The sequence below is a fragment of the Ciceribacter sp. L1K23 genome, assembly GCF_018122705.1.
Lineage (GTDB): Bacteria > Pseudomonadota > Alphaproteobacteria > Rhizobiales > Rhizobiaceae > Allorhizobium.
Window position 1 is genome coordinate 2,713,783 of sequence record NZ_JAGRRC010000001.1, and the last position, 12,021, is coordinate 2,725,803.

Annotated in this window: 11 protein-coding genes; 7 read left to right on the top strand and 4 right to left on the bottom strand. The window is 62.9% G+C overall.

The window, feature by feature from the left end:
- Nucleotides 1-87: 87 nt before the first annotated feature.
- Nucleotides 88-1,374, top strand: a complete 1,287-nt coding sequence (locus J5J10_RS13065) for a chloride channel protein (RefSeq protein WP_249116739.1) — start codon at nucleotides 88-90, stop codon at nucleotides 1,372-1,374.
- Here the strand turns inward: J5J10_RS13065 and J5J10_RS13070 are convergent.
- A complete protein-coding gene (locus J5J10_RS13070; RefSeq protein ID WP_211930216.1) occupies nucleotides 1,371-2,726 on the bottom strand; it encodes a virulence factor family protein in 1,356 nt (451 codons plus the stop codon). The two genes, J5J10_RS13065 and J5J10_RS13070, sit on opposite strands and share 4 nt — an antisense overlap.
- A complete protein-coding gene (locus tag J5J10_RS13075) occupies nucleotides 2,723-4,024 on the bottom strand; it encodes a phosphatidylglycerol lysyltransferase domain-containing protein (RefSeq protein ID WP_208548716.1) in 1,302 nt (433 codons plus the stop codon). Before J5J10_RS13075 ends, J5J10_RS13070 begins: the two co-directional genes overlap by 4 nt.
- Before the next feature lie 399 nt (nucleotides 4,025-4,423).
- On the opposite strand from J5J10_RS13075, the gene J5J10_RS13080 reads away from it, so the two are divergent.
- The 4 genes from J5J10_RS13080 (at nucleotide 4,424) to J5J10_RS13095 (ending at nucleotide 8,131) form a co-directional block, all read left to right on the top strand.
- A complete protein-coding gene (locus tag J5J10_RS13080) occupies nucleotides 4,424-5,458 on the top strand; it encodes a TRAP transporter substrate-binding protein (RefSeq protein ID WP_208548715.1) in 1,035 nt (344 codons plus the stop codon).
- A gap of 67 nt (nucleotides 5,459-5,525) precedes the next feature.
- Entirely contained in the window at nucleotides 5,526-6,065 is a 540-nt protein-coding gene (locus J5J10_RS13085) for a TRAP transporter small permease (RefSeq protein ID WP_208548714.1), read from the top strand.
- Complete coding sequence (locus tag J5J10_RS13090) at nucleotides 6,065-7,375, top strand: TRAP transporter large permease (protein WP_211930217.1); 1,311 nt, start codon at nucleotides 6,065-6,067, stop codon at nucleotides 7,373-7,375. Before J5J10_RS13085 ends, J5J10_RS13090 begins: the two co-directional genes overlap by 1 nt.
- A gap of 99 nt (nucleotides 7,376-7,474) precedes the next feature.
- Entirely contained in the window at nucleotides 7,475-8,131 is a 657-nt protein-coding gene (locus tag J5J10_RS13095) for a DUF2161 domain-containing phosphodiesterase (protein ID WP_211930218.1), read from the top strand.
- A gap of 118 nt (nucleotides 8,132-8,249) precedes the next feature.
- Here J5J10_RS13095 and J5J10_RS13100 read toward each other — a convergent pair whose 3' ends face one another.
- A complete protein-coding gene (locus J5J10_RS13100) occupies nucleotides 8,250-9,266 on the bottom strand; it encodes a sulfate ABC transporter substrate-binding protein (protein ID WP_211930219.1) in 1,017 nt (338 codons plus the stop codon).
- A gap of 209 nt (nucleotides 9,267-9,475) precedes the next feature.
- Nucleotides 9,476-9,907, bottom strand: coding sequence for an Rrf2 family transcriptional regulator (locus J5J10_RS13105; protein WP_211930220.1), 432 nt, complete (start codon nucleotides 9,905-9,907; stop codon nucleotides 9,476-9,478).
- Nucleotides 9,908-10,127: 220 nt separating this feature from the next.
- On the opposite strand from J5J10_RS13105, the gene J5J10_RS13110 reads away from it, so the two are divergent.
- Both J5J10_RS13110 and cysD read left to right on the top strand, forming a co-directional pair.
- Entirely contained in the window at nucleotides 10,128-10,874 is a 747-nt protein-coding gene (locus J5J10_RS13110) for a phosphoadenylyl-sulfate reductase (protein WP_211930221.1), read from the top strand.
- 189 nt (nucleotides 10,875-11,063) lie between these two features.
- The gene (cysD, locus tag J5J10_RS13115) at nucleotides 11,064-12,020 is read left to right on the top strand and encodes a sulfate adenylyltransferase subunit CysD (protein WP_211930222.1); all 957 of its coding nucleotides are present in this window, start codon (nucleotides 11,064-11,066) and stop codon (nucleotides 12,018-12,020) included.
- Nucleotide 12,021 lies beyond the last annotated feature (1 nt).

Genomic DNA, 12,021 nt, shown 5'->3' on the forward strand with positions numbered 1-12,021 from the left:
GCGCATTGAAACTGCAGGAGCGGCTTTTTGGGTCGGCCAAAACCAAAACTGCTGAGGCGATCCCGCGTAGTCTGGGGATCGTGGCGCTTGTGGAAACCCCGTATCGTGTTCTGGGCGGGGGCGCTCGCGATCGGTGTCGTGTCCGTCGGATTCGCCAAGGCCGCAGACTGGTCGCAGCATATGTTCGAAGGGGTCCGGACCAGCGGCTCCTGGGCGTTCCTGCTTCCCCTCGTCATGACGCCCTTGGGATTTGCGCTTTGCGCGTTCCTTGCCGCCCGGCTCTTTCCGGGATCGCAGGGCTCCGGCATACCGCAGGCAATCGCCGCGCGGCATTTCAAGGAGGCCGAAGACCGGTGGCGGTTGCTGTCCATCCGGCTGGCGGTGGGCAAGATCCTGCTCACCCTGCTGGGGCTCCTTTCGGGCGCATCGATCGGGCGCGAAGGTCCGACCGTTCAGGTTGGCGCCGCAATCATGCTGCTCACAGCTCGCATCGGCGGCATTGCGCAGGCCCGCGGGCTCATCCTCGCCGGTTCGGCCGCCGGGATCGCCGCAGCCTTCAATACGCCGCTTGCCGGCATCGTCTTCGCGATCGAGGAGATGAGCCGCTCCTACCAGACCCGGGCGAACGGACTGGTGCTGACCGCCGTCATTCTCTCCGGCATGTCGGCGATGGCGCTCGTCGGCAGCTACACCTATTTCGGCGCGACATCGCTCAATGTGGCGGTCCCGCGAGAATGGCTGGTCGTGGTGGTCTGCGGCATCGGCGGCGGACTTCTGGGCGCCCTCTTCTCCGCCATGGCGCTGCGCGTCACGCGAAGGATCAAGCGCTGGACGCAGCCTGAACCGCTCAGGCGCTCCGTACTGCTCGCCGCCGGCTGCGGTCTTGCCATTGCGGTGATCGGTGTCGCCACCAGCGGCTCGACGTTCGGCACGGGCTACGAACAGGCGCACGCCGCGCTGTCCGGCGAAGCACTGTCGCTGTCCTACTTTATCGAAAAGTTCGCCGTCACGTTCCTCTCGATGGCATCGGGGATTCCGGGCGGCATTTTCGCGCCCTCGCTTTCGATCGGTGCGGGCTTCGGCAGCACGGTCGGGGAACTGCTCGGCGTCAGCATCGGACTGGCGGCCGTCCTCGGCATGGCCGGCTATTTCGCCGGTGTCGTGCAGGCACCGATGACGGCCTTCGTGATCATTCTGGAAATGACTGACAGCCACGAGGGAGTGATCGCGCTCATGGCTGCGGCCATGCTCGGCTACATCACCTCGCGGCTGGTCGCACCCGAGCCGCTCTATCACGGCCTGTCCCGTGCCTGGATCGCGGATGTGATCCGGGCACAGCGGGCCGAGGCGCGGACCGGAACGAAGACCGACTAGTCGCGTCTGATGCGCGCCATGATCTCGTCCGCCAGCTTACGGTAGTTTCCGTCGAAATGGTGCCCGCCGGGGCGGGAAACGAGCTGGACCCCCGCCGTCACCCGGGGCTCTAGTGCCGGGCAGGCGCTTTCCTTTTCCGCCAGACCGTAGATGCACTGGATCTTGGCGGGTTCGACGGTTGCCAGGTGGTCGACGGGATCTCCATGTTTGCCCGCTCCCGCAGCGCCGAGCCATCCGGAAACGGCAATCTCGAAATCCGCCTGATGCGATGGTGCGAGCAGCGACAGAAGATCAACGGCTTGCCGGTCCGCATCAGGAAGCAGCGTGTAGGCCTTCGGCAGGATGTTAGCGCCGAAGGAGTAGCCGATCAGAACGACGCGGCTTGCTCCGTAGCGGCCACGATAGGTGGCAATGATGCGCGAGAGATCGTCTGCAACCTGCGGCGGCGGCTTTTCGCTCCAGAAATAGCGCAGCGCATCGACGCCAACGACCGGGACACCATCCTCCTGCAGGAAGAAGCCCAGCTTCTGGTCGATGTCGCGCCAGCCACCGTCGCCCGAGTAGATGATGGCAAAGGCATCGTGGCGAGGAACGGCGGGAACCTCCACCAAAGGCAGATCGAGAGGCGTGCCGTGGTGCGACGCCTCGCTCAGCACTCTGAGACCCGCCTCTTCCAGTGTCGCAGACGCCTGATCCCGACTGTCGACGACCTCAATATCGGAGTGTGTCGCCTGGATATCGACCAGATGGTCACGTCCGTCCTGCGTCGCCGCCCGTGTGAAGGTTACCCGCACGGCACCCGGCAGCGTTCCCTTCGTCAATCCGTAGCGAATGCCGCCATGGCGCGGGGTCTTTGGTGCCGGCGTACAAAGCGGCTTTTCGATGGGTACCACGGCGCCGGGATCGACAGCGAGTGTCGTGGCTACGGTCGACGGCGGGGTCTGGGCGGCGATCGCCAGCGCCAGCGTGCCGCCTTCGCCGAGGCCGGCAACGACCGGCGGCGTGAAGGTGGCCATGCCTTCGGCGCGGTGAAGCTGGCGAGCGAGCCTTTCGATGTCGGAGACGAGGTAGAGGCAGGCACGCGTCTCCGCACGAAGGGCGCGGTAGTAGGTCGGCAGATCGACGCCGACAACAATGGCTCCCTCGCCCGACCACGCCTGCGCTACGTTCTGTTCCGTTGCGGACCAGCCGGCAGCGTCCGATAGCAGGATGATCACCGACCGAGGATTGGTGTCGGGGCGGACGATACGGTCGACTGGAAGGCTTCGAGTGTCAAAGTTATCCGCGGCCAGCGCCGGCTGCACGATGAAAATGGCGAGTGCCAGCGCGATGATGCCGCTTTTGGTCCTCATCGACGCAGCACGCCCTTGAGGCCGCCGCCGATGAGCAGCGTGACGTCAAGCATGGCCACCAGAGGAAAGCCCCTGCCCGGCACGGCCAGATAGCGGGGCTGCCAGCGCGGATCGAACTTGGACTTGAATTCCAGCACGCCGCGAAAATTGTAGAAGCGTTCGCCGTTCTCAAAGACCTGCCGACCGATCCGATTCCACAGGGGAGCACGATCGTGCGCGGAGAGACCGGCGAGCGGCGCCATGCCCAGGTTAAGGCTGCGAAAATCGTTCTGCTTCAGATATTCCATGATGCGCACGAACAGCAGATCCATGGCGCCGCGATGCGTGTTCGGTATGTGGCGCATCAGGTCGATGAAGGCATCGCCGCCGGATGCGGTGGTGAGCACGCTTGCAAACGCGATTATCCGGCCCTCGAGGCGGATCACGGCGACCGGTTCGCTGGCGACATAGTGCTCCTTGAAGGTGCCGAGCGAAAAGCCCTTTTCCCCGGCATTGTGAGCGGCAAGCCAGGCATCGGAGACGGCCGCAAGCTCGGGCAGGATCTCGGGCACATCGGCAGGCGCCACCATATCGAACGTGAGACCATCGCGCTCCGCCCGATTGATCGAACGGCGTAGCTTCAGCCAGTCGCCACCCGCAAGAGAAAACGTGGTCAGATCGACAACGGCCTGCTCGCCAAGCTTGTAGGGCTTCAGACCGGCCTCGATCGCGCAGGACAGAAACTCCGGAGAAACCTGATAGAAAACCGGTCGACAACCTCTGGATCGCGCGTCGCGCATGAACTTGAGTACGAGTGCCGTCCAGGTTTCGCGCGCGCCTACCGGATCGAAAAGCGCCACCATGGAGCGTCCGCGTCGCGCATACATGATAAAGGCATCTCCGCAGTCGGAAAACAGCAGCCGCTTGTCCCCCAGCCGGACAAGCCCGGCGGCGGCGTTGGGTTGACGTCCCAGAATTTCGACTGCGCGGGCGACGTCGGCGTCGCACGGCGAGCTCTCGAACCGATCATCGCCCCGGCGCAGGCGCCGGGCCGCAAGGACACCGGCTGCTGCCGCCAGGCCGATGCCGCCACCTGCCGCATCGGCACCGCCCGTCGGAAGGATCTGCCCGGATATCAGGCCGAAGACGCTTTCGTCGAAAAGCAGCCCCAGGCCGGCCGGCAGTCCGACGCTTCCCAGCAGCAGCGTTGTCGGTCGACGGGCGATCGAATAGCGCAGCCGTTCGAACGCACGGCGCAGGCCGGGTTTTGCAACCGGGTTCGCCGGAGCAACAAAGATGGTATCAGTCACGTCTGTCATGAGGGTCCGTAAGCCGTCTGTCGAGCGCGCATTAGAATGGCTGCATGGAACGAGGCTTGTGCCACCGACATGTAAACGAGTTTTAAAAGGACTTTCTAAAATTCACTTCGCGAGACGAATTTTCAGCGCAACAATTCACCCGCGCCCGCGAGACGGCAACAAAGGACGCTTACAAGCGATTACACATTGCAATCTTTATCGCCGTATCGATATCAAAATGATTATGCGTTGGGGTGCGAACGTTATTTGTGGAATATGGGAAACCATGCCAGCATGTAATGGTGCAGTCGCTGTCGATACGGGAGTTCGCAGCGCGCATCGTTGGCGGCGTTGAAAATCGGCGTCGCCAGGCGATGAGGGCGCGACTGCGGGAGATAAACAGACGTTCTGGAGGAGAATATGTTGACGAAATCGCTTCTTGCCGGCCTTGCCGGTCTTGCTTTCACGCTGTCGGCGGGGGCGTCGTGGGCCGCCGACGTCACGCTCAAACTGCACCAGATGCTGCCGCCGCAGGCTACCATTCCGTCCAAGGTGCTGGAGCCCTGGGCGCAAAAGGTTCAGGCCGAATCGGGCGGGCGCATTGCGGTGGAACTCTATCCGGCGATGCAGCTTGGCGGAAAGCCGGCTGACCTCGTCGATCAGGTCAAGGACGGCGTGGTCGACCTGACCTGGACGCTGTTCGGCTACACGCCGGGCCGCTTCCCGAAATCGGAAGCCTTCGAATTGCCGTTCATGGTAACGACCGCCGAGGCTACATCGGTCGCCTTCCAGGATTACTACGAAAAGCACCTGAAGGACGAACTGACCGACTATCACGTGCTGGCCGTGCACACCCACGGTCCGGGCCTCATCCACACCATTGCCTCCAAGCCGGTGAAGTCGCTGGAAGACATGAAAGGCCTGAAGCTGCGCGGCACCTCCAAGGTCGTCAACCAGATGCTGGAGGCCATGGGCGCTTCGGCGATCGGCATGCCGGTTACGGCGGTACCGGAAAGCCTGTCGAAGAGCGTCATCGACGGGTCGGTGGTTCCGTGGGAAGTGACGCCGGCGATCAAGATTGCCGAACTGGCACCGAACCATACGGCGTTCTCCGGACCGAACGGGCTCTACACCGGCACGTTCGTCTTCGCGATGAACAAGGACAGCTACGACGCCCTGCCGGATGACCTGAAGAAGGTGATCGACGACAATTCCGGCCAGGAGCTCGCCCGTCTGTTCGGCAAGGCCATGGACGAAGGCGATATCCGCGGCAAGGACATCGCGGAAAAGGCCGGCAATACGATCATCACTCTTGACGAAGCCGAAACCGCCCGCTGGAAGGCGGCCGGCGAGGCCGTGACCAAGGCCTGGATCGCCGAGATGGACGGCAAGGGCATGGACGGAACCGGGCTCTACAACGACGCTCTCGCGCTCATCCAGCAGTACAGCAAGTAAGATCGCCCGATAGCGGGCGCCCTCCCGGGGCGCCCGCGTTTTCTGGATACCTTCGAGGATGCCCGCAATGGACACCCAAACCTCCCCTTCGTTCGAGCGACTGGAGCGTTACGTCAGGAGGCTTGCGATCGTGCTCGTCGCGTTCGGCGGGTTCTGCCTCGTTATAGCCTGCGCACTCACGCTCATCTCCATCGTCGGAGGGCTCGTCATCCGTCCTCTGGCCGGAGAGATCGAGCTGGTGGAGGCTCTGTGTGGCCTCGCGGTGTTTGCCTTCCTTCCCTATTGTCAGCTGAGGCGCGGCCATGTCGGTGTCGACCTGCTGATCTCCAGCCTCGGCCCGAAGGCCATGAACTGGACGCAGCTCATCGGCAATGTGATCGTTACCGGTCTGATTGTGATCGTCACCTGGCGACACTGGGTGGGAACGATGGACAAGTTTTCCAATGGCGAGACCACATCCATCCTCCAGTTGCCCGTCTGGTGGGGCTATGCCATCGCCCTTGTGTTGCTGATCGCGAACATCCTCGTCGGTCTGTTCGTCATCCTGTCCGACATCCGCGAGATACGGTCGGGGCGGGATATTGAAATGTCTGTCGGAGCCCATTGATGAGCAATATCGAAATCGGGCTCTGGTCGTTTCCGGTCCTCATTCTGCTTATTTTCCTGCGCGTGCCGATCGGGGCCGCAATGCTCGGAACGGGCATGGTCGGCACCTTCCTGGTCCTCGATCGCTGGACGCCGATCCTCGCGCAGATGAAGGCGCTCGCCTGGAACACCAATGCGAACTATTCGCTCTCGATCATTCCGCTTTTCCTGCTGATGGGCCAGTTTGCGGCGCGCGGCGGCATGAGCCAGGCGCTGTTCAATGCGGCGGCGGCGGTTCTCGGCCATCGCAAGGGCGGTGTCGCGATGGCGGCGGTGGGTGCCAGCGCCGGTTTCGGCTCGATCTGCGGCTCCTCGCTCGCGACCGCCGCGACCATGGCGCAGGTCGCCCTGCCGGAACTGAAGCGCAAGGGCTATGCCGGCGGACTGGCGACCGCGTCGCTGGCGGCCGGCGGCACGCTCGGCATCCTGATCCCGCCGTCGGTGGTGCTGGTGATCTACGCGATCCTTGCCGAGCAAAACATCGCGAAGCTGTTTCTCGCCGCCTTCGTGCCCGGGATCATCGCGGCGATCTCCTATCTGATCGTGATCGCGATCTATGTCCGCCTGTATCCGGAAAGCGCCGGCCATTCGCCGCGACTGCCGTGGCGGGACCGCATACCGGCGTTGCTCGCCGTGTGGCCGGTCGCGGCGATCTTCCTGGCCGTGGTCGGCGGCATTTACCTCGGCTGGTTCACGCCGACGCAGGCTGCGGCCATCGGTGCGATCGGCACCGGCTTCATCGCCTGGATCAACGGCGGGCTCGATCCCAAATCGCTGCTTGCCTGCTTCAAGGAAACGGCCATCTCGACGGGCATGATCTTCTTCATCATTCTCGGCGCCTCCGTGTTCAATTCCTTCCTCGCCTTTTCCCGGCTGCCGCAGGTGGGCGCGGAATGGGTGACGGCGCAGGGCTTCGATCCGATGACCGTGCTTGTCATCATTCTTGCGCTCTACATCGTCTTCGGATGCATCATGGATTCGCTCTCCATGATCGTGCTGACGATCCCGATCTTCTTCCCGATCGTGACGGCCATGGACTTCGGGATGAGCCCGGAGCACTTCGCGATCTGGTTCGGCATCCTTGTGCTGATGGTGGCCGAGATCGGCATGATCACGCCGCCTGTGGGGCTCAACCTCTTCATCATCTCGGCGATGGCGCGGGACGTGCCGATCAAGGAAACCTACAAGGCCATCGTGCCTTTCGTTTCAGCGGATCTCATTCGTATCACGATCCTGACGGCGTTTCCGATCATCTCCATCTTCCTGGTCTGAGACGGGACGCGGCTGCAACCTGACGGGCGCTTTTCGGGTGACGCGCCCCGACAAAGCACTGTAGGTGTCGGTTCTATCTAAAACCGAATCTCACGGCCCATGGAAACGTCGCTCTACCTGCCCGTCAAAGGCTTCCTCGAACAGGCGGGGTATACCGTCAAAGGCGAAGTCGGCGGTTGCGACATTGTCGGGCTGAGCGAGGATGATCCGCCGGTCGTTGTCGTTTGCGAACTCAAACTCAAGTTCAATCTCGAGCTGGTCCTGCAGGCGGTTGATCGTGCGTCGGTGGCGGACGAGGTCTGGATCGCGGCGCGCGTCTCGGCCAAGGGCAAGGGACGCGAGACCGACAAGCGCTATCGCGATCTCTGCCGCCGGCTCGGGATCGGCATGCTGGGCGTTACCGATATCGGGGAGGTCAACGTCATCGTCGGCTCGGTGACGCCCATGCCACGAACCAGTCCGAAACGCCGCTCACGGCTGATGCGCGAACACCAGCGCCGCAAAGGCGATCCCGCCGTCGGCGGCAGCACGCGCCAACCTCTGATGACAGCCTATCGACAGCAGGCGCTTGGCTGCGCCTCCGCGCTGGCTGCGGGACCGCTCAAGGTCCGGGACGTCCGGGCGCAGGTTCCCGAAGCGGGCAAGATCCTGCTTTCCAACGTCTATGGCTGGTTCGAGCGGCTGGACCGGGGCATCTACGGCCTGAGCGCGGCGGGACAAGAGGCCTTGCAGCGTTGGCGTCAGCCGGTCGATTGAGAAGCTCAGGGTGATAGAGCGATCAGCTCATCCCCCAGGCATTCGGGCTATCAACGAGGTTCACAGCAGTACGGCGGCTCCTTGCGGTGCCGCCGTACTGCTTGGGAGGAACCGCCCGTCATGGCCGGTAGATCTGGTCGAACACGCCACCATCGCCGAAGTGGGTGGGCTGCGCCTTCGCCCATCCTCCGAAAAGCGGATCGTCGATGGTGACGAGATCGAGCGTCGGCAGATCGACCTTTGACGCGTCGGGCACGAGATCGGGACGCGAGGGGCGGTAGAAGTGCTTCGCGACCAGTGTCTGGCCCTCGGCCGAGTAGAGATACTGAAGATAGGCCTCGGCCTCCCTGCGGGTGCCCTTCTTGTCGACGTTGTTGTCGACGACCGCGACGGGCGGTTCAGCGAGAATCGACAGGGACGGCGTGACGATGTCGAAACTGTCGGCGCCAAATTCCTTGCCGGCCAGATAGGCCTCGTTTTCCCAGGAGATCAGAACGTCGCCGATCTCGCGCTGGGCAAAAGTCGTCAGCGAACCCCGGGCGCCAGTATCGAGCACCGGCGCGCGGCGGTAGATTTCAGCGACGTATTCCCTGATCTTGGCTTCGTCGCCCCCGAACTCCTTGTTGGCCCAGGCCCAGGCCGCGAGGTAGTTCCAGCGCGCACCTCCTGAGGTCTTGGGGTTGGGTGTCACGATCTGGACATCGCCCTTCACCAGATCACCCCAGTCCTTGATGCCCTTCGGATTGCCCTTGCGGACAAGGAATACGATGGTGGACGTGTAGGGGGCAGAATTGTTCGGCAGACGTGTCCGCCAGTCCGGGCCGATCAGTTGCGACCGCTCGGCGATGATGTCGATATCGCTCTGAAGGGCGAGTGTCACGACGTCCGCTTCCAGCCCCTCGATGACAGCCCTGGCCTGCCTGCCAGAGCCTCCGTGGGACTGACTGATGCTGACCGTCTCGCCCGTTTCGGCCTGCCAGTGCCTGGCGAAGGCCTCGTTGTACTCGGCGTACAATTCCCGTGTCGGATCGTAGGACACGTTCAGCAGTTCGGCGCCATACGCCTGGACCACCAGGCCGGTCGACAGTCCCATGCCGACCAAAAACGCCGCAAGATTTTTCCCAATGCACTTCATGCTCGTGCCTCCTCTGTGGCGTTAACGATTAAAGACTACCGAACTAGTCGTCTTAGTCAACGCGGTGAGAAAAATAGCAAAAGCGTTCCCTTCTCAGATTGGACTTGGCGGGATGACTTTTTGTCTGTCGGAGCCACGGGGGCATAAATTCGCGTTCAAACCGGATTCTCCGGAATGGGCGAACGCTAGACGGAACGGCAGAGATGGGTTCAGACCGGTTCGGGCACTTCCGTCTTCGCGGCGTCGGCGAGGCTGGTGGTGAGGAGCACGGCCCGTGTTTCGTCGGCGACACGGGCGAAAACCCGCCGGATCTCGCAGTCGCTCTCGCCCTCACAATCCTCGCAGCGCCGATAGGCGGTCAAGGACAGGCAGGGCAGCGGCGCGACCGGGCCGTCGATCAGGCGCAGGACCTCGCCATAGGTGATCTCGCTAGCAGGTCGATGCAGGAGATAGCCGCCCTGCTTGCCGCGACGGCTGTCGACCAGACCGCCCCGCTTGAGATCCAGCATGATCTGTTCCAGAAACTTCTTCGGGATCTTCTGCTGCTCGGCGATCTCCGGAATCTGAATCGGGTCGCCCGGTTCGGCTCGGGCGAGAAAGGTCAGGGCTCTCAATGCGTATTTGGCTTTCTGCGTGATCATTCCGGCCCACCGACACAGCGTCGGACACGGCCAACGCTGCGGCAGCCCTTAGCGCAAAACGCCATATGGTTCAAACAGTCGAATGACAGCCTCCGGCAGGAAATGCCGTATTTCATCCAACCGATAGAGATATTTGCTCTACGACGGCGCTCGCGCGAAAGCCGTTTTCTGTCCGTTGTCATGATCTTCCTCGATAATTGCGCAAATTGCCAGGAACAGGATGATGACAGACACACCCGCAGATATCGCAGGCTCGCTCGACGCACAGCTTGCGACCCTAGGCCTTACTGAGCGGCTGCGCGTCATTGCCGCGCTTGATGGCCGCGCCGTCTTCACCACCTCCCTCGGAATCGAGGATCAAGTGATCACGGCCGCTATCGGTCTGGCCGATCTGCCGATCGACGTCTCGACACTGGAGACGGGGCGCCTGTTCAAGGAGACGGTCGACCTGATCGCCGAGACCGAGGAGCGTTTCGGCGTCACCATCAAGCGGTTTTACCCTAGGCAAGATGATATCGACGCCTATGCGGCGAAATACGGCCTGAACGGCTTTTACGAAAGCGTCGAGGCCCGCCATGCCTGCTGTCATGTGCGCAAGCTGGTTCCGCTGGCGGAGGCGCTGTCTGGCGCTCGCTTCTGGATCACGGGCTTGCGCCGCTCCCAGTCCGGCAACCGCGCGGCCACCCCCTTCGCCGAATATGACGCCGAGCGCGACCTGATCAAGGTGAACCCGCTGGCCGACTGGTCGATCGACGACATCAACGCCTACGTCGAAGCGGAGAGCGTGCCGACCAATCCGCTGCACAAGCGCGGTTACCCCTCGATCGGCTGTGAGCCCTGCACGCGGGCGATCAAGCCGGGCGAGCCGGAACGCGCCGGTCGCTGGTGGTGGGAGAATGACGAGAAGCGCGAATGCGGGTTGCACGTGCCGGAGGCGGCGACGTCTCTGGTACCGACGCCGGCTTGAATTGATTTCACTTAGGTAGCTGCCCCTCATCCGGCTGCCGCCACCTTCTCCCCGTGAACGGGGAGAAGGGCAACGCGGTAACCGTTCTGCCCCTTCTCCGCGCCTGCGGGGAGAAGGTCCCGGCAGGGGGATGAGGGGCAAGGCGACCGAAGATAGAGGGCGAGAGCCCAGGGAAAGAAAAAGAAGACCATGCACGTACACACATCCGAATTCGATCCGCATTCGCGGGACGCGCAGACCAAGCCGCCGCTCGATCCGCATCTGAAGGCGCTCGAGAACGAAGCCATCTACATCTTCCGCGAAGTGGCGGCCGAGTTCGAGAAGCCGGTCATGCTCTATTCGATCGGCAAGGATTCGTCCGTTCTCCTGCATCTGGCGCGCAAGGCCTTCTTCCCCGGCCGCGTGCCCTTCCCGCTGCTCCACATCGACACCGGCTGGAAGTTCCCGGAGATGATCGCGTTTCGCGATGCGACGGCGGAGAAGTTCGATCTCGACCTGATCGTGCACACCAATCCGCGCGGCAGAGAAGAAGGCATTGGCCCCTTCACCCATGGTTCGGCCTATCATACCGACGTGATGAAGACCGAAGCGCTGCGCCAGGCGCTCGACGCCGGCAAGTATGATGCAGCCTTCGGCGGCGCACGGCGCGACGAGGAGGCGAGCCGGGCCAAGGAACGCATCTATTCCTTCCGCACACCCGATCACAAATGGGACCCACGCAACCAGCGCCCGGAGCTCTGGAACATCTATAACGGCATGATCCGCCGCGGCGAGAGCGTGCGCGCCTTCCCGCTGTCGAACTGGACCGAAGTGGATATCTGGCGCTACATCCAGGCCGAGAACATCGAGCTGCCGCCGCTCTATTACGCCAAGAAGCAGAAGTATGTGGAGCGCGACGGCATGCTGATGTGGGCGGAAGATCCGCGCTTCGAGGCCCTGCCCGGCGAACAGATCCAGGAAGGCATGCTGCGCTTCCGCACGCTCGGCTGCTGGCCGCTGACCGGCGGCATCCGCTCCAATGCGACCACCCTCGACGAGGTGATCGCCGAACTCGAAATCGCCACCGTCTCCGAACGCCAGGGCCGCGCCATCGACCGCGACCAGGCCGGATCGATGGAAAAGAAGAAGCGCGAAGGATATTTCTGAG

Bases quoted from the DNA above. Each gene is read 5' to 3' on its own strand.
- J5J10_RS13110 (WP_211930221.1), top strand. From the start codon at position 10,128: ATGATGACAGACACACCCGCAGATATCGCAGGCTCGCTCGACGCACAG.
- J5J10_RS13070 (WP_211930216.1), bottom strand. From the start codon at position 2,726: ATGAGGACCAAAAGCGGCATCATCGCGCTGGCACTCGCCATTTTCATC.
- cysD (WP_211930222.1), top strand. From the start codon at position 11,064: ATGCACGTACACACATCCGAATTCGATCCGCATTCGCGGGACGCGCAG.
- J5J10_RS13080 (WP_208548715.1), top strand. From the start codon at position 4,424: ATGTTGACGAAATCGCTTCTTGCCGGCCTTGCCGGTCTTGCTTTCACG.
- J5J10_RS13095 (WP_211930218.1), top strand. From the start codon at position 7,475: ATGGAAACGTCGCTCTACCTGCCCGTCAAAGGCTTCCTCGAACAGGCG.
- J5J10_RS13100 (WP_211930219.1), bottom strand. From the start codon at position 9,266: ATGAAGTGCATTGGGAAAAATCTTGCGGCGTTTTTGGTCGGCATGGGA.
- J5J10_RS13085 (WP_208548714.1), top strand. From the start codon at position 5,526: ATGGACACCCAAACCTCCCCTTCGTTCGAGCGACTGGAGCGTTACGTC.
- J5J10_RS13105 (WP_211930220.1), bottom strand. From the start codon at position 9,907: ATGATCACGCAGAAAGCCAAATACGCATTGAGAGCCCTGACCTTTCTC.
- J5J10_RS13075 (WP_208548716.1), bottom strand. From the start codon at position 4,024: ATGACAGACGTGACTGATACCATCTTTGTTGCTCCGGCGAACCCGGTT.
- J5J10_RS13090 (WP_211930217.1), top strand. From the start codon at position 6,065: ATGAGCAATATCGAAATCGGGCTCTGGTCGTTTCCGGTCCTCATTCTG.